The organism is Curtobacterium sp. SORGH_AS_0776, assembly GCF_031453355.1.
Lineage (GTDB): Bacteria > Actinomycetota > Actinomycetes > Actinomycetales > Microbacteriaceae > Curtobacterium.
In genome coordinates this window covers 2,574,845-2,593,583 of record NZ_JAVIYU010000001.1, presented here as the reverse complement: position 1 = coordinate 2,593,583, position 18,739 = coordinate 2,574,845, and the positions used below count along the sequence as shown (strand labels likewise).

The 18,739-nt window shown below is 72.6% G+C and carries 21 protein-coding genes; 1 reads left to right on the top strand and 20 read right to left on the bottom strand.

Annotation, left to right across the window (positions count from 1 at the left end; translation table 11 throughout):
* Nucleotides 1-6: 6 nt before the first annotated feature.
* Genes QE359_RS12780 through QE359_RS12770 form a run of 3 tightly spaced genes read right to left on the bottom strand, consistent with a single transcriptional unit; the run spans nt 7 to nt 1,695 of the window.
* A complete protein-coding gene (locus QE359_RS12780) occupies nt 7-912 on the bottom strand; it encodes a helix-turn-helix transcriptional regulator (protein WP_309779481.1) in 906 nt (301 codons plus the stop codon).
* Complete coding sequence (locus QE359_RS12775) at nt 909-1,283, bottom strand: DUF2255 family protein (RefSeq protein WP_309779480.1); 375 nt, start codon at nt 1,281-1,283, stop codon at nt 909-911. Before QE359_RS12775 ends, QE359_RS12780 begins: the two co-directional genes overlap by 4 nt.
* Before the next feature lie 4 nt (nt 1,284-1,287).
* On the bottom strand, nt 1,288-1,695 hold the full coding sequence (locus QE359_RS12770; RefSeq protein WP_309779479.1) for a cupin domain-containing protein: 408 nt from the start codon (nt 1,693-1,695) through the stop codon (nt 1,288-1,290).
* Between the two features lie 113 nt (nt 1,696-1,808).
* Here QE359_RS12770 and QE359_RS12765 point away from each other — a divergent pair, with 113 nt between their 5' ends.
* Entirely contained in the window at nt 1,809-3,863 is a 2,055-nt protein-coding gene (locus QE359_RS12765; protein WP_309779478.1) for a GMC oxidoreductase, read from the top strand.
* Nucleotides 3,864-3,881: 18 nt separating this feature from the next.
* Here the strand turns inward: QE359_RS12765 and QE359_RS12760 are convergent, their stop codons facing one another.
* From QE359_RS12760 to QE359_RS12680, 17 genes are all read right to left on the bottom strand, one after another.
* On the bottom strand, nt 3,882-4,673 hold the full coding sequence (locus QE359_RS12760; RefSeq protein WP_309779477.1) for a GAF and ANTAR domain-containing protein: 792 nt from the start codon (nt 4,671-4,673) through the stop codon (nt 3,882-3,884).
* Between the two features lie 264 nt (nt 4,674-4,937).
* On the bottom strand, nt 4,938-6,113 hold the full coding sequence (locus tag QE359_RS12755; RefSeq protein ID WP_070418840.1) for a flagellar hook protein FlgE: 1,176 nt from the start codon (nt 6,111-6,113) through the stop codon (nt 4,938-4,940).
* Between the two features lie 43 nt (nt 6,114-6,156).
* The gene (locus QE359_RS12750) at nt 6,157-6,591 is read right to left on the bottom strand and encodes a flagellar hook assembly protein FlgD (RefSeq protein ID WP_092387374.1); all 435 of its coding nucleotides are present in this window, start codon (nt 6,589-6,591) and stop codon (nt 6,157-6,159) included.
* 40 nt (nt 6,592-6,631) lie between these two features.
* Complete coding sequence (locus QE359_RS12745) at nt 6,632-8,314, bottom strand: flagellar hook-length control protein FliK (protein ID WP_309779476.1); 1,683 nt, start codon at nt 8,312-8,314, stop codon at nt 6,632-6,634.
* Nucleotides 8,311-9,024, bottom strand: coding sequence for a C40 family peptidase (locus QE359_RS12740; protein ID WP_309779475.1), 714 nt, complete (start codon nt 9,022-9,024; stop codon nt 8,311-8,313). Before QE359_RS12740 ends, QE359_RS12745 begins: the two co-directional genes overlap by 4 nt.
* Nucleotides 9,021-9,452: a hypothetical protein gene (locus QE359_RS12735; protein WP_070418836.1), complete on the bottom strand. Its 432-nt coding sequence runs from the start codon at nt 9,450-9,452 to the stop codon at nt 9,021-9,023. Before QE359_RS12735 ends, QE359_RS12740 begins: the two co-directional genes overlap by 4 nt.
* The gene (locus QE359_RS12730) at nt 9,452-10,804 is read right to left on the bottom strand and encodes a FliI/YscN family ATPase (RefSeq protein ID WP_309779473.1); all 1,353 of its coding nucleotides are present in this window, start codon (nt 10,802-10,804) and stop codon (nt 9,452-9,454) included. The genes QE359_RS12735 and QE359_RS12730 overlap by 1 nt, the downstream gene beginning before the upstream one ends.
* Nucleotides 10,801-11,436 (bottom strand): hypothetical protein, encoded by a 636-nt coding sequence (locus tag QE359_RS12725; protein WP_309779472.1) that lies wholly within the window; start codon nt 11,434-11,436, stop codon nt 10,801-10,803. The genes QE359_RS12730 and QE359_RS12725 overlap by 4 nt, the downstream gene beginning before the upstream one ends.
* Nucleotides 11,429-12,478 carry a flagellar motor switch protein FliG gene (gene fliG, locus QE359_RS12720; protein WP_309779471.1) on the bottom strand — a complete coding sequence of 350 codons (1,050 nt, stop codon included), beginning with the start codon at nt 12,476-12,478 and terminating at the stop codon, nt 11,429-11,431. The genes QE359_RS12725 and fliG overlap by 8 nt, the downstream gene beginning before the upstream one ends.
* On the bottom strand, nt 12,475-14,145 hold the full coding sequence (gene fliF, locus QE359_RS12715) for a flagellar basal-body MS-ring/collar protein FliF (RefSeq protein WP_309779470.1): 1,671 nt from the start codon (nt 14,143-14,145) through the stop codon (nt 12,475-12,477). Before fliF ends, fliG begins: the two co-directional genes overlap by 4 nt.
* The gene (fliE, locus tag QE359_RS12710; protein ID WP_309779468.1) at nt 14,145-14,498 is read right to left on the bottom strand and encodes a flagellar hook-basal body complex protein FliE; all 354 of its coding nucleotides are present in this window, start codon (nt 14,496-14,498) and stop codon (nt 14,145-14,147) included. The genes fliF and fliE overlap by 1 nt, the downstream gene beginning before the upstream one ends.
* Nucleotides 14,498-14,893 (bottom strand): flagellar basal body rod protein FlgC, encoded by a 396-nt coding sequence (locus QE359_RS12705; RefSeq protein ID WP_070418832.1) that lies wholly within the window; start codon nt 14,891-14,893, stop codon nt 14,498-14,500. Before QE359_RS12705 ends, fliE begins: the two co-directional genes overlap by 1 nt.
* Nucleotides 14,890-15,234, bottom strand: a complete 345-nt coding sequence (locus QE359_RS12700; RefSeq protein ID WP_070418831.1) for a flagellar basal body protein — start codon at nt 15,232-15,234, stop codon at nt 14,890-14,892. The genes QE359_RS12705 and QE359_RS12700 overlap by 4 nt, the downstream gene beginning before the upstream one ends.
* Nucleotides 15,235-15,583: 349 nt before the next feature.
* On the bottom strand, nt 15,584-15,868 hold the full coding sequence (locus tag QE359_RS12695) for a hypothetical protein (RefSeq protein ID WP_309779466.1): 285 nt from the start codon (nt 15,866-15,868) through the stop codon (nt 15,584-15,586).
* On the bottom strand, nt 15,858-16,334 hold the full coding sequence (fliS, locus tag QE359_RS12690) for a flagellar export chaperone FliS (RefSeq protein WP_083295338.1): 477 nt from the start codon (nt 16,332-16,334) through the stop codon (nt 15,858-15,860). The genes QE359_RS12695 and fliS overlap by 11 nt, the downstream gene beginning before the upstream one ends.
* 11 nt (nt 16,335-16,345) lie before the next feature.
* Nucleotides 16,346-17,743, bottom strand: coding sequence for a flagellar filament capping protein FliD (gene fliD / locus QE359_RS12685; protein ID WP_309779465.1), 1,398 nt, complete (start codon nt 17,741-17,743; stop codon nt 16,346-16,348).
* 90 nt (nt 17,744-17,833) lie between these two features.
* Nucleotides 17,834-18,673: a flagellin gene (locus tag QE359_RS12680; protein ID WP_071295373.1), complete on the bottom strand. Its 840-nt coding sequence runs from the start codon at nt 18,671-18,673 to the stop codon at nt 17,834-17,836.
* Nucleotides 18,674-18,739 lie beyond the last annotated feature (66 nt).

Below are 18,739 nucleotides of genomic sequence, written 5' to 3'. Positions count from 1 at the left end.
CCGTCGTCACGCGCGTCCGTCCGCCGCAGCGGGGTCGGCGGCGTGCGCCGCGTCCCGGCGCTCGGTGGCGTCGAGGGATCCGAGCAGGCGGAGCGCATCCGACGTCGGCGAGCCCGGTTCGGCCGTGTAGAGCAGGAAGCTCAGCGCCGGGTCGCTCATCAGGCGGGAGCCCTCGAACAGCAGGTCGAGTGCGCCGACGACCGGGTGCACGAAGTGCTTCTCGCCGGTGCCGTGCCGGCGGACGTCGTGCGCGCCCCACTTCGTCCGGAACTCGGGGCTGCGCGTGGAGAGCTCGCCGACGAGGTCCTGCAGCTCCCGGTCGTGCGGGTCGTGCCCCGCGGCTGCCCGGAGGATCGCCACGCTCTGGTCGGCGGCGAGGTCCCAGTCCGGGTAGAACGCGTCCGACCACTCGCGGTCGAGGAACGCTGCGCGGGCGAGGTTCGGGCGCTCGGCCTTCCGGAAGAGGTCGGCGTAGAGTGCCCGTCCGAGCGCGTTCGCGCCGAGCACGTCGAGGCGGTCGTTGCGGATGAACGCCGGTCCCCCCGTGAAGGCGTCGAGCGCGTACTGCAGGCCGGGGCGCAGCGTCTTCGGCGTCGTGGACCGGCGGCGGGCGGCCCGCACCGGCGAGGCGTTCGCGGCTCGGGCGAGGTCGAACAGGTGGTCGCGTTCGGCGTCGTCGAGGAGCAGCGCACCGGCGATCGCGTGCAGGACGCCCTCGGACACCCCGGAGAGACTGCCGCGCTCGAGCCGGGAGTAGTACTCGACGCTCACGTCGGCGAGCATCGCCACCTCGCCGCGGCGCAGGCCCGCGACCCGCCGGTTCGCTCCTGCGGGCAGGCCGACCTGCTCGGGGCGGACGCGGGCGCGCCGGCTGACGAGGAAGTCCCTGACGTCGTCGCGGTTCGTGCTCATGGACGGGGACTGATCCGGACGGTCGCCGAGGTCGGTCCGTCCTGCAGCATCGGGGGCAGGTACGGGCTGCCGGCGTACTTCGCCTCGTAGGCGGCGTCGATACGGCTGTTCAGGTCGGGGCCGACGGCCTCGAAGGCGACCTCGTGCTCGGCCCCGGCGGCGCGGATCCTGCCGGCACCCTGCTCGACAGCGGCGCGGTACCACCGGGAGCGTCGCCCGTTGTAGGCGCGGGCGTACAGCCCGCCGTCGACGACCACGGACCAGATCCACGTCGGCGTGCCGTACGTCGTGCTGTCCCCCCGGAACGGGCTGACGTGGAGGTCGTCGCTCGCGGCGATCGCGGCGATGGTGTCCTCGTCCCAGTTCGTCATCGGGTCACCGGCCCGCGAGGTCGTCGTCGGAGACGTGCTCGAGCCAGGTGGTCGTGGTCGACGGGTCGTCGGCGCTCTCGAGCATCGCGAAGTGCTCCATGAAGGTGCCCTCGGCGGAGGCGTGGAAGTGCTCCTCGCCCGGTGAGACGTACACGGTGTCACCGGGATGCGCGGTCACCACCTTCCCGTCGCGGGTCCCGAAGCGCGCCACGCCCTGGGTGACGCGGAGGAACTGGCCGCGGGCGTGGGAGTGCCAGGCGGTGCGGGCACCGGGGGCGAACTTCACGAGCGCGAGTGTCGCGCGCTGGTCGCCGTCCTGCGGGGTGACGATCGGGTCGACCCACACGTCGCCGGCGAACTGCGCCGGCGGGTTCTTGGCGGTGGGCTGCTTCGGCAGGATCTCCTGCGGCATGGGTTCGTCCTCTCTCGGCGGGTGGTCGTGTGCCCGCTGCGTCCGACGGTACGACCGATGGCGGTCGGGAGGGATGTCCTGACAGGGTGACCCTGTCGGTCTAGCGTTGCGGCATGGGCAGTGACGCACCACGGACGACCGATCGCGGCGACTCCACATCGACGCAGTTCCTCCGCCGCAACCGCGTCCGACTGCAGTCCCTCGTCGACCGGGTCGTGCCCGCCGACGAGTACCCGTCGGCGTCCGAGGCCGGCGCGCTGGAGTTCCTGGCGTCGGTCCTCGACGAGCGTCCGGACTGGCTCGACCGGCTCCGTGCGGTCGTGGACGGCCACGACCAGGACGACGACCCCGACTGGGCGTGGTTCGCAGGGATCGTCGCCGCCGGCTACTACGCCGACGCGGGCAACGGCGGCAACGTCGGCGAACGCTCGTGGGACATGGTCGGCTGGCAGCCCGGGCCGCCGGCGGGGTGGAGCGTCCCGGTACCGGTACCCACGGCGCAGCCGGTGGTGGTGCGCCCGTCCGAGTTGGCCGAGCGGTACGACGCGATCGTCATCGGTTCGGGCGCCGGCGGGGGTGTCGCGGCGTGCGGGCTCGCCGAGTCCGGGCGCCGCGTCCTCGTGGTCGAGGCCGGGTCCTGGCCTGGCACCGCCGACCTCGCGCAGGACCACATCCGCAATCCCCGGTCGACGTGGGGGCTCGCACCGCGATCGGGTCCCGTCGACCTCGGCAACCCGCGCGTGATCGCCTCGCAGGAGGGAGACCGGGTCGCGCGGCCGTCCGACTGGGACTGGCACAACAACGCCTTCACGGCGGGCGGTGGCACGAGGGTCTACGGAGCGCAGGCGTGGCGGTTCGCCCCGAGGGACTTCACCATGGCCACCGACCACGGCGTGCCGGACGGCAGCGCCCTGGCGGACTGGCCGATCGGCTACGCGGACCTCGAGCCCTGGTACGAGCGGGTGGAGTGGGAGCTCGGCGTGAGCGGCGACGGCGACGGTCCGTGGGCCGGTCCCCGCACACGGGCGCTCCCGATGCCGGCGGTGGCGGCGGGACCCGCGAGGGAGCGGTTGGCGCGGGCCGCGACCGAGCTCGGCTGGTCGACGGTGCACGTCCCGCTGCTCGTCAACTCGGTCCCCTTCCTCGGGCGGGGAGCGTGCGAGCAGTGCGGGATGTGCGTCGGGTTCGCCTGCCCGGTCGACGCGAAGAACGGCAGCCAGAACACGATGCTCCCCCGGGCCTTCGCCACCGGGAACGCGTCCGTCCTCCTCGAGACCCGGGCCGCGCGGATCCGGACGGACCGGTCCGGCCGCGTCGTCGGGGTGACGCTCGTCGGGACGGTCGACGGCGTGGACTGGCGTTCGGACGTCGACGCGGCGGAGGTCGTCGTCGCGGCGGGAGCGGTGGAGTCCGCCCGGCTCCTCCTCAACAGCCGCAGCGAGCAGGAGCCGAACGGGCTCGGCAACGGCCAGGACCAGGTCGGACGGCACCTGCAGGGGCACCGGTACGGCGGCGCGATGGGCATCTTCGACGACGTCGTCGAGGACGGCCTCGGGCCCGGGCCCTCCATCGCCACGACCGACTTCCGGCACGGCGTCCCCGGGCAGATCGGCGGCGGGATCATCGCGGACGAGTTCGTCGCGACGCCCTCGAACACCTACGCGTACCTCACCGGCTTCGGGCTCGTCCCCCGTGCGGGCATCGACAGCAAGCACGGGATGCGCGACCTCGCCCGCCGGAGCATGCGGCTGATGGGGCCGATCCAGGAGGTCACGTCCGCCGACTCCCGCGTCCGCGTCGACCCCGCCGTCACCGACCGGTGGGGCGTCCCCGTCGCCCGGTTCAGCGGTGGCCCGCACCCGGAGGACACCCGAGCCCGCGACCACACCAGTGCGCGGAGCGGGGACTGGCTCCGGGCCGCGGGTGCGACGCGGGTCGCCGAGATGCACGGGGAACTGACCGGGACGAGTGGTGGCCAGCACCAGGCCGGGACCCTCCGCATGGGCGACGACCCGCGCACGTCGGTCGTCGATCCGTTCGGCCGGGTGTGGGGACACGACAACCTGCGCGTCGCCGACGGGTCGGTGCACGTCACGAACGGCGGGGTGAACCCGGTGCTGACGATCTTCGCGACGGCGATGCGGACGATCGACGACATGGTCCGGTGAGGTCGGGCGCCGCGGACGCTACCCGCGCCGGTGGGTGCGGGGGTCCGGCGGGTCCGGCGGGTCCGTCGGCTCCGGCGGGTCCGGCGGCTCCGTCGGCTGACCGAGGACGGTCCGACCGGCGAGGACGGCCAGCGCGACCTCGGTGACCGGGAGCCGGTTCCGCCGCGCGTGGTCGCGCAGCAGCGAGAACGCGGTCGCCGGGTCCACGCCGTTCCGGTTGGCGAGCCACCCCTTCGCCTGTTCGATGACCGTCCGGCTCTCGAGGGCCGCCTGCAGTTGCGCCTGCGTCGTCACGGCGTCGTCGATGGTCCGCTGCTGCACGACCGAGATCGCGGCGATGTCCGCCAGTGCCCGCGCGGCGACGACGTCGTCCTCGTTGAACGTGCCCGTGGACTCGCCGAACAGGTTGAGCGACCCGATGACCGTCGCCCGGAGCCGCAGCGGGATCGAGTGGACGGCGCGGTACCCGGCATCCGCAGCGGCCCGGGAGAAGTGCGGCCATCGAGACTCGGCGGCCAGGACGTCAGGGATCGAGACGACGGTCCCCGTCCGAGCGGCTTCGAGGCAGGGTCCGTCGCCGACCTCGAGCTGCAGGAGTTCGAGCAGTCCGCTGTGGTGCCCCACCGAGGCGGCGATGTGCAACCGGTCGTCCGACCCGAACAGCATCAGCCCGGCGGCCTGCACGTCGAACAGGGCCGCCGACTCGTCCACGAGGAGCTGCAGGCGGCCCGCGAGGTCCCGTGGACCGGTGGCACCGCCGACCAGTTCGATGATCGTGTCGAGCAGTCGTCGTTCGCGGTCGACACCCAAGGAGTCACTCCAGATTCGGTGATCAGAAGTGGCCGGTCGTGCGCTGCTCCAGCGGCCGGAGACCGCGTGGTCCCACCGTACGGCCCGCACATGCGAGCGGCCCGGGCGTCCGACGTGCCTGACCGGCGCACGACGGAAGGCACCGCGAACCGCGGTTCCCCGTGGTTCGCGGTGCCTTCCGTTGTGCGCAAGCACCCCGCACCGCGGGGCGCCGCCGCGCGCGGCCGCGGGGCGGCCGCGGGGCGGCCGCGGGGCGGCCCCGCGCTACCGCTTCAGGTTCGTCAGCTCCTGCAGCACCTCGTCCGAGGTCGTGATGATGCGCGCGTTCGCCTGGAACCCGCGCTGCGCCACGATGAGGTTCGTGAACTCCTGCGACAGGTCGACGTTCGACATCTCGAGCGTGCCCGACGCGAGCTGCCCGACACCGGGCGACCCCGGAGCGCCGACCGTGGCGTTGCCGGAGTTGGCCGTGGCGCGGTAGCCCGACGCCCCGGTCTTCTCGAGGCCGGCCGGGTTCGCGAACGTCGCGAGGGCGATCCGACCGATGGCGAGCGACGCACCGTTCGAGAACGTCCCGACGACCGTGCCGTCCTTCGAGATCGAGTAGCCCTGGAGCGACCCGGCCTCGTGGCCGTTCTGCGACGAGATCGACGCGGTGTTGAGCGAGGCGAAGCCCGTGAGCTGCCGCATGTCGACGGCGATGCCCCCGACGGCGAGCGTGCCACCGGCCGTGAGCTTGCCGTCGGTCCCGAACGTGAGCGACGTCGTCGCCTGGGTGCCCTGGCCGTCGGTCGCGGTGACGTCCCAGCCGGCGGCGGTGCGCTCGTAGGCGATCGACATGGTGTGCTTCGCACCGGACGCGTCGTAGACGGTGGCGTCGCGGGTGATGACCGCGCCCACGGCGGTCTCGGACGGCAGGTTGCCGGTCACACCAGCGGTGGAGGTGCGGACGGCGGGCGCGGCGGCGTCGAGCGGCAGGACGATGTCCGACAGGGCACCGTTCTCGTTCACGACGCCGTTCGTGGCCGGGTAGCCCTGCACGATCTTCCCGTCGGCGCTGACGAGGCGGCCGTCGGCGTCGAAGTCGAACGCACCGGCGCGGCTGTACACGGTGTCGTTGCCGAGTCGCGTGACGAAGAACCCGTCGCCCGAGATCATCAGGTCGGTGGCCTTGCCCGTGGCCTGGGCGGAGCCCTGCGCGAAGTTCGTGGAGACGCCGGCGACCTGCACGCCGAGGCCGATCTGGGCGGGGTTCGTGCCGCCGATGCCGGTCTGCGGTCCGCCGGCACCCTGGGTCATCTGCGACAGGGTGTCCTGGAAGACCGTCGACGACGACTTGAAGCCGACCGTGTTGACGTTGGCGATGTTGTTTCCCGTGACGTCCAGCATCTGCTGGTGCGAACGGAGGCCGGAGATCCCGGAGTAGAGCGAGCGGAGCATGGTGCGTCCTTTCGTGGAGGTACCGAAGAAGAAGAGGAGGGGGTCAGGAGGTCGTCTTGATGCCGGAGATCACGTCGAGGTTGACCTCCTTCCCGTTCACCGTCACGGTCGGCACGCTCTGGGCGTACGACACCGCGGTCGCCGTCCCCGTGATCGACGTGCCGGACGTGGCGTCGGTGTAGCTGACCTGCTTCCCGACGAGGTTGGCGGCGGCGATCCGCATCTGCAGCGAGAAGTTCTCGTTCGCCGTCGTGGTCTGGTTGGTGATCTGCTCCATCATCGCGAGCTGCGTCTGCTGGCTGATCATCTGGTTCGTGTCCATCGGCGAGGACGGGTCCTGGTTCTGCAGCTGCGTGACGAGGAGCTTCATGAACACCTCGGAGTCCATCGTCTGCGACCGCGAGCTGGTCTGGTTCGCGGCGAGGGCCGCGGCCTGGGCGGCCTGGTCCACGGTGCCGGTGATGCCGTCGATCGGCATGGTCGTTCCCTTCGGTTCTGCCTGTGCTGGCGGTGGACGCTCAGGCGAGGACGTCGAGTCCGACGGTGCGGACGGTGGGCGTGTGGGCGGTGCCGGGTGCGCGCGGGGTGCGCCGCGCCTCCTGGCCGGTGTCGACGCGTGGACCCGTCTGGGCGGGCCGTTCGTCGTGCCCGGAGCGGGTGTCCGGGTGGTTCTGCGAGGACAGGTCGAGCGTGGTCGACAGTCCGGAGCCGGCGGCGTCGCGGCGGAGGTCCGGCATGACCTGCCGGACCGCGTCGCGCCCCGCGTCGGAGGCGGCGAAGAGCTCGACGTGCATCCCGTGCGCGGTGACGTGCGCGCGGACGGTGACCGGGCCGAGCGTGTCCGGCGTCACCTGGACGGTGACGACGTGCTCCCCCGGGCCGGCCTGTGCGAGCGTGAACACCGGTCGGGCCAGCTGCTGCGCGAGCGGGGCCGGGGCGTTTGCGGTGGCTGCGCCGGACGTCGGGGTGGCCGGCGCGGCGGGCGCCGTCGGCGCGGTGGTCGGGACCGCGACGGCGCTCTCGCCGCCGCGCGGCGTGGTGACGGCCTGGAGGCGCGGATCGCCCTGGTCGGGCGCGCCGCTGTCCGCCTCGTGGCCGGTCTGGGCACTGCTGCCCGGTGCTCCGGCGGCCGGGACGGTGGCGGTGGCCGTTGCCGTGGCGACGACGGGCTGCCCGGCGTCGGCGGGGTCGGCGCCGGTGCCGGTCGTGGCGACTCGGGTGCTCTGGGCGCTCTGGCTGGCCTGGGTGCTCTGGGCGACCGGCGTGCTCGCTGCTGCCGGGGCCGTCGGTGCGGCCGTTGTCCCCGGGGCGGCGGACGCCGGCGTTGCTGCCGTCCGGTCGGCCTGGAGCGAGGGTCCCGCCGGGAGGGCCGGACCGGGCGCACCGAGCGGGGCGGCCGGGGTCGTCGCCGCGGCAGCTGTCGTCCCGGCCGGGGCTCCGGCGGCGGCCGTCGCTGCGGTGCCGCCGAGCGACCCGGCCGCAGGGCTCGTGGCAGCGGTCGCCGCGGTCGGGTGTGCGCTGCTCGCGGCGTCGGCGTGCATCGTCGGGTCGGCGGGGTCCGGCATCGGGGTCGCCCCGCTGCCCGGCACGGGTGCGTCGAGCGACGCCACGGACGAGCCGGCTCCTGCGGGCGCGGTCGTGAGCGGCTGCGCTGTCGCCTCCGACGGGGCGGCGGTGGTCGGCGCGGCGGGGACCTGCTGGACCAGGGCAGCGACGATCGACGCGGTGTCGACGGTCGGCGCCGTCCCCGTCGCGGCGGGACCGGCGGCGGTGCCGTCGCTGGAGCTGCCGACGGCGGAGGTACCGTCGGCGGAGGTACCGTCGGCGGAGGTGTCGTCGGCGGAGCGAGCCGCGGCGGCACGGGTCGCACCGTCCGTCGGGCCGTCCGTCGTCATCGCTTCCGTCCCCGAGCGGCGGTCCCGTCCTACCGAGGCAGAGGCCGAGGCCGTGTGCTGCGCACCGCGGTCCGCTCCGGGCGCCGAGGTGCGGCGGTCGTGGGACGGACCCGTCGGTGTGCGTCGGTCCCGGGCGTCGGCAGCCGAGGCAGCCGACGTGGAGGACCCGGTGGCCCCGGCCGGACCCGCGTTCCCCGCGGCGGCCATCGCGGCGCCGAACGAGTCCGCGGACGCCGGCGCACCCGACGAGGACGCGGCCCGCGCCGGTGCCGGGGTGGCAGCGGACGTGGTGATGGTCAGGCTCATGCTGCGCTCCCCGCGTTCATGAGGGACAGCAGCGCCGCCGTCTGCAGGTCCGTCGCACCCGAGGCCGCGGTCGTCGCCGTCGTGGCGGACGCCTGCGCGGGCACGATGCGTCGGATCGTGGCGATGTCCGAGTCCTTGTACCAGTTGTCGACGATCCGGACGTCCTTGCCTGGTCGCGGCGCGTGCAGGACCTTGCCGTCGCCGACGTAGATGACGACGTGTCCCTCGCCCTTCGGGATGATGAGGTCGCCGGGCTGCGCGTCCTTGAGGGACCCCACCTCGACGCCCATCTTCGCCTGGTCCGGCACGACCCGGGGCATGGTCACCCCGAGGTCCTTGAACACCGTCTGCACCAGCCCCGAGCAGTCCATGCCGTTCGTGGTGGTGCCGCCGAAGACGTACGGCACGCCGAGGTACTTCTTCGCGTCCGCGACGACGTCGGCACCCGTGGCGCCGCTGCCCGTCGCGAGGGTCCCGGCGCCGGCGTCGACGGACGTGGCGACGGCCGCGGGCGTCACGGCCGAGGTCGTGCCGGTACCGGTCGTGCCGGTCCCGCTCCCGGTCGCGGTCGCCAGGGCGTCGGCGAACGCGGTCGACGAGGCGGCGCCCGACGCGGCCGAGGTGGCCGCCGTGGCGGTCGTCCCGCTGCGCAGGGCATCGATCTGGGTCCGGATCTCGGAGATCCGGGAGAGCACGGCGTCCACGCTCATCGGGCACCACCTTCCGCGCGGCTGCGTGCCGCGATCTCGTCGAGGGCGTTCTGTTCGGTGCGGAGGTCCTCGGCGGCCTGCTGCTCGTCGTGCTGGACCTCGAGCTTCTCGAGCCCGAGGGCGGACCGGCGGGCGGCGTTGTACTCGTCCTGTGCCCGGTCGGCGTCGGCGCGGCGGGTCCGGGCGACGGCGTCGAGCTCCTCGAGCATCCCGCGGGTGGCGGCACGGGCCGCGGCGACCGCGCTGAGGGTCGCGGCGTCCTGGATCGGCTGCGACCCCTCGGTGTCGGCGAGGTTCCGACGTGCCGCGATCCGGGCGTCGGCAGCGTCGCGCACCCGCTCGTTGGCGGTCGCGAGGGCGGCGGCGGCACGGTCCTGTTCGGCGTGCCGGAGCCGGAGGAGCCCGGCGAGCGGGAACCGGCGGGCCATCAGGCACCACCCCCGGCGCCGAGCGTGCCGACGAGGGCGTCGAGGGAGCGCCACGACGCAGCCGCGGTCGCACGCTCGTCCATGCCCTGCCGCAGGAAGCCGTCGATCGCGTCCTGGTGGTCGACGGCAGCGTCCACCAAGGGGTTCGTCCCGCGCTGGTACGCCCCGACGTCGAGCAGGTCCTGCGCCGCCTTGCGCGCGGCCATGACCTTCCGCAGGGCCGTCGCCGCACCGCGCTGCCCGGGCGTGGTGACCTTCGAGGCCACGCGCGACACCGAGCCGAGCGCGTCGACCGACGGGAAGTGCCCGGTGATCGCCAGCCTCCGGTCGAGGACGACGTGCCCGTCGAGGATGCTCCGGGCGGCGTCGGCGATCGGTTCGTTGTGGTCGTCGCCGTCGACGAGGACCGTGTACAGCCCCGTGACGCTGCCGACCCGGTCGGTCCCGGCGCGTTCGAGCAGCCCGGCGAGGACGGAGAACGTCGACGGCGGGTAACCCCGGGTGGCCGGCGGCTCCCCCACGGACAGCCCGATCTCGCGCTGCGCCATCGCGACGCGGGTGAGCGAGTCCATCATCAGCACGACGTCCTGGCCGGCGTCGCGGAAGGACTCGGCGATGCGGGTGGCGACGAACGCGGCACGCAGGCGCATGAGCGCCGGCTCGTCCGACGTGGACACGACGACGATCGAGCGGGCGAGGCCCTCCGGACCGAGGTCGTCCTCGAGGAACTCGCGCACCTCGCGTCCGCGCTCACCGACGAGGGCGATGACGTTGACGGCGGCGTCACTCCCCCGGGCGATCATCGACAGCAGCGAGGACTTGCCGACGCCGGAGCCCGCGAACAGGCCCATGCGCTGCCCGCGCCCGACCGTGGTGAGGGTGTCGAGCACGCGGACGCCGAGCTGCATCGGGGTGTCGATGCGCGTCCGGGCCATGGCGTTCGGCGTCTCGTGGTCGAGCGGCACCCACGCGACCGGCTCGCCACCGGCGCCGACGAGCGGACCGCGGTCGTCGATCGGGCGACCGAGTCCGTCGAGCACGCGTCCGAACAGTCCCGCACCGGTGGGCACGAGCACCGGTCGCCCGGTCGGCCGTGCGGGCGTGCCGGCGGTCACACCGGTCAGGCGCCCGAGCGGCATGCACCGGACGCCGGTGACGTCGGTCGCGACGACCTCGACGAGGGTCTGCGGCGCGCCCTCGGCACCGACGGCGACGACCTCGCCGACGTGCGCGTCGAGTCCGGCGATCGTGAGGCCGAGTCCGACCGCGCTCGTGACGACACCGACCCGCTGCGGAGCGGCCTGTCGGAGTGCCTCGTCGAGCCCACGGGGGCGGAGGAGCGTCGTGGTCACGGGGTCACCCCCAGCGCCGTGCGGGCACGGTCCAGCGCGGTGGCGATCCGCGCGTCGAGCAGCCCGTCGGGCAGGTCGACGACGGCGTCCCCGTCGTGCAGCGACGGGTCGGCGACGACCGGGACCGGCAGGTCGAGCTCGGCGACGCGCGCGGCGTCCGCGACGCTCAGCCGGACGGCCACGGCGACGGTGCGGTCGATGGACGCGAGCGCCCGCTCGACGGTCGCCTGCGCACCGGGGACGACCCGCGCCTCCCGTCCGTCATCGGCGGTGTCCGCGGTTCGGGAGGCGCGGATCGCGTACCCGACGACGGCTTCCGCCAGGTCGACGGCCGCGACCGCGACCGACTGCTCGGCCTGGTCGAGGACCGGTGCGACGTGCGACAGCATCGCGTTCGTCGCGGCGTCGAGGACCGCGATGCGGCGCGCGGTGTCGGCCTGCATCGAGGCGGTGCGGGCCGCGTGCTCGGACTCGAGCCGGGCACGGAGCGCGTCGGTCTCGGCCTGCGCCTGCCGGAGCCCCGCGGCGTACCCGGCGGCGTGTCCGCGCACGTCGGCGCTGGCGGCGCGCGCGTTCCCGGACGGGTCCCCGATGACGGGGAACGCGACGCGCTGGACCACGGACTCAGTCAACGAGCTCGTCCTCCTCGGCGCGGTGGACCGTGATGACGCCCTGCGCCTCGAGTTCGCGGACACCGCGGACCACCTCGGCGCGGGCCTCCTCGACCTGCGAGACCCGGACCGGGCCCATGGCCTGCAGCTCGTCGTCGAGGAGCTCGCGGTTGCGCTCCGAGACGTTCGCCCGGATCGTCTCGACGACCGGCGCGGCGGCACCCTTCATGGCGGTCGCGAGGAGCTTCGAGTCGATCCCGCGCAGGACCTGCTGGATGTCGCGGGACTCGAGCTTGACGATGTCCTCGAACGTGAGCATCCGGGAGCGGATGTCCTCGGCGAGCTCGGGGTCGCGCTCCTCGAGCCCGTCGAGCACGGCCTTCTCGGTGGCGACGTCGGAACGGTTGATGATGTCGACGAGCGGGGCGATGCCGCCGACGACCTCGACGCTCTCGCGCGGCGACACGACGGCACCGGCGCGCTGGCGGAGGACGCCGGCGACGATCCCGACGGCTTCCGGGGTCGCGCTCCCCATGGTCGCGAACGCTTGGGCGACGTCGGTGCGGGCGCGCTCGTCCACCCCGGCGAGCACGGCGCTGGCCTGGGCGGGCTTCAGGTGTGCGAGCACGAGGGCGATGGTCTGCGGGAGCTCGCCCTCGAGGAGCGTGACGACCTGGCCGGGCTCGGCGTCGTCGAGGAAGTCGAACGACTGCCCGGCGAGGTTCGAGGCCAGGCGGTCCATGACGCCGGCGGCGCGTTCGGCACCGAAGGACGCCTCGAGCAGCCCGAGCGCGGTCTCCTTGCCGCCGCGCTTCTGCGTGCGGCCGCTCAGCGTCATCCGGTGGAACTCGGTCAGGGTCTTGTCGACGACGGTGTCCTCGACGCGGCGCATCCGGACGATCTCGGCGGAGATCTCCTCGGCCTCGATCTCGGTGAACTGCTTCATCACCTCGGCGGCGCGCTCGGTCTCCATCTGCATGAGGATGAGCGCGACCTTCTGCGCACCGGTCAGCGCACGGTCGCCAGCGCCGGTCCCGCCGGCGCTCGGCACCAGGGCGCTCACACCGGTGCCCGGTCGTCGAGGAGCCCGCGGAGGAGCTCGGCCGTGCGCTTCGGGTCCCGCTCGGCGAGGGCGGAGATGTCCTGGCGACGACGCTCCGCGCTGATCTCCTCGGTGGTGAGGACCTCGGTGGGGGCGTCGTCGTGCGGGACCGTGGGCAGCGCGACGGTCGGGGCGTCCCCGGCCTGCAGGGTGCTCCGGTCCGCGGCGCCGTCGACGGCGAGCGGGAGCTGGAAGGTCTCGCCGGAGAAGGCGTCGAGCTCGCCGAGGTCGACCGCCTCGCGCTCCTGCTTCCGGCTGCGGCGGGCGAGGAAGACGATGATCGCGATGAGGGCGAGCAGCGCGCCGACGACGATGCCGGCGGTGCGGATCGACGACCACAGTGCCTCCTGCTGGTCCGCCTTCTGCTGGGCCTCGAGCGCCTTCGTCGCCTTGTCGGCGGCGCTGGTGTCGAAGTCCATCATCGCCACGCGGACCTGGTCGCCACGGGTCTGGTCGACACCGGCGGCCGCGGCCACGAGGTCGTTGATGCTCTGCAGGTTCGCGTTCTGCACCGCGGCGGCCTTGGAGTTCAGCGCGACCGAGATCGTCTGACGGGAGAGCCCACCGGCCGGCAGCTGCGTGGTCTCGGTGGTGTGGTCGACGGCGTTGTTCTTCGTCGCGGACTCGTTCTTGTACCCGTCGTCGGCGCCGCTCGTGGCGGTGCCGTTCGGCACGGCGATGTTGTCCGGGCCGAGGACGCCGGTCGCCCCGGCGCCGCCGGCACCGGAGCCCGCGCCGTACTGCTCGGTGGTGGACGACTCGTTGAGGGCGACCGGGCCGGTCGTCGGCGTCGTGTAGGACTCCGACGTGCGGGTGCCCGAGTTCTGGTTCATCGTGGCGGACACCACGACGCTGGCGTTCCCGGTGCCGAGGGTCGTGTCGAGCAGGTCCTGGATCTTCTTGCTCGTCGAGGCGTCGTAGTCGGCCGCCTGGTCCGCGCCGCTGCCGGTCGCGCCGGTGCCGACGGCGGAGAGCGTCTGGCCCTTCGCGTCGACGACGGAGACGTCGGTCGGCTGCATGCCCTCGACGGCGGCGCTCGTCAGGTGCACGATCGCCTGGACCTGGTCGGTGCTCAGCTCGCTGCCGTTCTTCGTGGCGATGAACACCGACGCGGTCGGGTCCTTCTCCTCGGAGACGAACACGGTCTTCTCGGGGATCGCGAGCTGCACGGTGGCGGTCTGCACGCCGTCCATCGCGCCGATGGTCTTCGCGAGCTCGCCCTCCATCGCGCGCTTGTACGTGACGTCCTGCTGGAACTCGGAGCTCGTCACGCCCATCTTGTCGAGCAGCGAGTAGCCGCCCTCGTTCGATGCGGGCAGCCCGTTCGATGCGGCCTTGAGCCGCTCCGAGTACACCGACCCCTGCGGGACGAGGATCGTGGCACCGCCGTCGGTGAGCTGGAACGGCACACCGTCGGTGGTGAGCTGGTCGGTGACGCTCGCCGCGTCGGCCGCCGCCAGTCCGGTGAACAGCGGGGCGTAGGACGCCTTGCCGAGCCAGCTCGCGAGCGCGATGCCGCCGAGCACGAGCGCGGCGATGACGAGGATCGCGATGGTCCGCTGGGCGGCGCTGAAGCCCTTGACGTAGGCGGCGAGACGACCGAGGAGGTCCTTGACGGCGACGGGCATCAGGCCTGCATCCTCATGATCTCGTTGAAGGCGTCGACGCCCTTGTTGCGGACGGCGGAGACGAGCTCGAGCGTGACCTGGGCGCGGGTGGCGGCGATGGTCGCGTCGTGGATGTCGTCGAGGTTGCCGGTGACGGCCTTGAGCGCGAGCGTCTTCGAGTCGCTCTGCAGCTGCTGGAGCCCGTCGACCGCGTTCCCGAGCGACGCGGCGAACCCGCTGCCGTCGGCCGTCGCGCCGGCGGCCGCGACTCCGCTCGTCGCGCTCGTGCCGACGTCGCTGGACGTGCCGCTCAGGCTCGTCATCGCGTTCGTCATCGCGTTGGTGGTCACACCGTTCACGGCGTCGATGGGCATCAGTTCTTCCCGATCTGCAGGGCCGCCTCGTAGGCGGTCTTCGCGCGGTCGACCACGGCGGCGTTCGCCTGGTAGCCCCGCTGGGCCATGATGAGGTCCGCCATCTGCGTGCCGAGGTCGATGTCCGGCATGCGGACGTAGCCCTCCGCGTTCGCGAGCGGGTTGTCCGGGTCGTACGTGACCCGGCCGGCGGCGCTGCCGAACGCGGCGCCCTTGACGTAGGCGCCGGAGACGCCGTTGCCCTCCTGGACCTCGACGTAGCGGGCCTGGAAGGCGGAGTCGTCCATCGACTTCACCGTGTTGACGTTCGCGATGTTGTCCGACACGGCGTCGAGCCACTTGCGGTGCACCGTCATGCCGGTGCTCGCGATGCCGATCGCGTCGAACGTGGTCACGAGGTGGTCCGCATCGCCGCGCGGACACTGGTGAGCTCGGAGTTCATCGCCTGCGTGGCGAACTGGTACCGGAGCACGGTGTCGATGTTCGAGAGCGTCTCCTCGTCGAGGTTGACGTTGTTGCCGTTCGTGTTCGTCGGCTCGAGGCTCCGCGCGACGGTCGGGGTCGTTCCGCCGTCCCCGTCGACGATCGACTTCGCCAGGGCGTCCTCGAACTGGACCTTCTCGGCGTGGTAGTTCGGAGTGTTGATGTTCGCGATGTTGTTCGCGATGACCTTCTGTCGCATCGACAGGCCGTCGAGCGCACTCTGCAGTGCGACGCTCGTCACGGAATCGAACACTGGTGGACCGTCCCCTCGCTGACGACGTCCCCTGGTGACGTCGCCTGATGGCGGTGGCCGATCCGTGGCCGAACTGGTGAGCGATCCGTGCTCAGGGGGCGCTGTCGGCCGCGCCGCGGGGCGCGTTAGGGGTCGCCCCGAACGGGGGGCGGGGGCGGCGGGCGGCGCGGTCGGGTCGACTCGGTACGACAACGTCGATGTCGTACGACGTCGGGAGTGTCGATCGTTGCACGCGCGCAATGTCGCGGCCGCGCGGGAGCGACAACGTCGATGTCGTACGACATCGACAATGTCGTTCCGTCTCACCGCCAGCCCGCGCCGCGGCCCCGCGCCCGCGCCCGGCCCCGCGTCAGGCGGACGCGTCGAGGTACACCGAACCGCGCGGCTCCCGCGTCGCGTCCACCGCCCGGAGCGCCCCGAGGTGGTCGAGCGTCGCCCGACGGTCCCCCTCGAGCGCAGCGATCCGGTCCCGCTGCGCGGCGAGCAGCCGGGAGGCACGCCCCACCAGCTCCCGCGGCACCGGTCCCAGCCCGGTCGGCTCGGACCACCGCACGTCGCCGCCCGCCGTCAGGTCGGCTTCGAGCACCTCGAGCACGGCCTCCCACGCGGCACGGCGTTCCGCGTCAGGCGACACCGAGTGCCCCGCCGGTCGGGTGCTGCACCGCGGTCGCCGCCGGGATCGACGCGGCGGCCTCGTGCCACGACTGCCGCAGCGGCTCGAGGATCCGGATGCAGTCGCGGGTGGCCTGGACGTCCCGGTGCACGTTCGCGGTGATGAGCGACGTCGACGCGTAGTTGTAGATCGCCAGCAGTCCCTCGCCGCCGTCCCACACGTCGATCTTCAGCGTCGAGGACAGCTCGCCGACGATGGCCTGCGCGTGCAGGAGCTGCTCGCGGGCCGCGTCCCAGTCGGCGGTCGTCTGTGCGGCCTCGGCGCGGTGCAGGTCGAGGAGCAGCCGGTCGTAGAGCATCGTGACGAGCTGCGCCGGCGTCGCCGAGAGCACGGCTTCGTTCGTGTACTGGGCACGGCGCTGGTCCGTGACGGTGCGGGGCTGCGCGGCCTGTCGGAAGGCGGCGGACTGGAGGTCGAAGGCGTTCATCGGTGTTCCTGTCAGCTCGTCGTCGACGCCAGCTGGCTCGCGAGCCAGCTGGACTGGGACTGGAGCTTGCTGAGGCTGGTCTCGAGGCTCGCGTACATCGTCTGCAACGCTGCGCGACGCGAGGTGAGCCGGTCGGTCCAGCTGTCGATCTGGGTGTTGAGGTCCTTCGCGACGGCCTGCTGTCCGGTGATCGCGGTGGTGATGGACCCGTCGTACTTGTCGGAGGCCGAGGTGGCAGCGGCGCCGACGTTCGCCGCGACGCCCGAGAGCATCGCCTGCGTGCCCTCCGGATCGGTCGCGAGGGCCTTCTGGAAGACGTCGGCGTCGAAGGTGAAGTCGCCGTCCTTCGTGATCGAGATCCCGATCGACGACGGGGACTTGCCGCCCACCGGCGCGGACATCGTGCTCGCGAGCCGCTGGACGACGTCACGCGTGGTGCCGTCGCCCGAGAGCACGCCGGCCGTCGTCGTGGTGGTGCCGGTCGTCGGGCTGGTCGTGCTCGTGACGGCGGTGTTCGAGCTGTAGTACGCGGCCACGGCGTTCATCGCATCGACGAGGCCGGACGCGACGGTCTGCGCCTTCGTGGTGTCCTGCGCGATGGTCAGCGTCACCGGGTCGGTGGTGGGCTGCGTCACCGTGACGCTGACCCCGGGGACGAGGTCGGTGAAGGTGTTCGTCGTGCTCGTCACCGTCTGCGCCGCCGCGGTACCGGCCCACAGGGTCACGCTGGCGTCCTTCGCCTGCGTGACGACAGCGGCACCGACCTGGGTGAGGACGTTCGTCGCGGTGCCGGCGGTGACCTCGTCGGCCGTGCCGCGGTACACCTCGAACGCTCCGGCGGCCCCGGTCTTCGCCGAGGTGAGCTGCAGGCGGTAGAGCTTCGTGCCGTCGGCGTCGGTCCCGGCAGCGACCCGCGTCGCCGTGACACCGGCGCCCGACTTGTTGATCGCGGACACGGTGTCGTCGAGGGACCCGGAGGCCGGTGTGACGGTCGTCTTCGTGCCGTCGGCGCCGACGAGCGTGATCGGCTCGGCTGCGGAGGACCACGTCGCCATCGCCGCGGTGACGCCGACCTGGGCCGACGCGGTGGACCCGACCGTGAAGCTCAGCGACCCGGCGCTGGCGTTCGCCCCGGTGACCGCGGTGACGCCCGGCGACGAACTCGTGGCCGTGAAGAGGTCGAGCGAGGTCGCCTTCGACGCGTCCTTCGCCTTCGTCGCGAGGGTCTGCACGAGCCCGTTGATCGTCTGCAGTGACGAGATGAACGAGTTGGTGCTGGTGAGCTTGTTCTTGAGGAGCGTCTGCGGGACCCCCTCGACGCTCATCAGCGAGTTGATGAGGTCGGTGGTCTTGAGACCGCTGACGAGACCGTCGATCGCGAGACTGCTCGCCGATGACACGGACGACATCGATGGCTCCTGCCGCTACGAGGGGAAAGGGTGCGGGTGACGCCGCCGCCCGGGGTACCTGAACGATCCCGGACGGCGGCGTCAGCGCTGCTAGCGCAGGAGCGAGAGCACACCCTGCGTGCTCTGGTTCGCCTGCGCGAGCATCGAGGTGCCGGCCTGGCTGAGGATGTTGTCGCGCGTGTACTTGACCATCTCCTCCGCCATGTCGACGTCGGTGATGCGCGAACCGGCAGCGGTGAGGTTCTCCTTGGCCACGTTCGTCACGTTGATGGCGTGGTCGAAGCGGTTCTGGATGGCACCGATGTTCGAACGTGCCGTCGACACGCTCTTGATCTGCGCGTCGATCGTGGTGATCGCGGTCTGCGCACCGGTGGCGGTCGTGAAGTCGAGACCGGTGACGGCGGTCGCCACGGTCGAGACGTTCGCGCCCGACAGGTCGACGTCGATCTGGCTCGCCGCGTCGCCGTTGGCGCCGACCTGGAACTTCAGGACGCCTGCGGTGCCGGCGGAGCCGTCGAGCAGGTTGATGCCGTTGAAGTTGGTCGACTGGGAGATGCGGGTGAGCTCCTTGGACAGCTCGCCGACCTCGGTGGAGATCGCCGTGCGGGAGTCCGCGTTGTTCGAGTCGTTGCCGGCCTGCACGGCGAGGTCGCGCATGCGCTGGAGGATCGAGTGGGTCTCGGTGAGGCCACCTTCAGCGGTCTGCACGACGGAGATGCCGTCCTGTGCGTTACGGGCGGCGACCGTGAGGCCACCGACCTGGGACTTCAGCCCCTCGGAGATCGACAGACCGGCCGCGTCGTCAGCAGCACGGTTGATGCGGAGACCCGACGAGAGCTTCTCGAGGGACTTCGACAGGTCGTTCTGCGTCGAGTTCAGGTTCCGGTACGTGTTGAGTGCCGAGAGGTTGGTGTTGATGGACATACCCATGGTGGTTTCCTCCGTGAAATCTGGGTCGTACGTCTGCCCGTCCGTGGGCTGACAGGGGTGACTCTC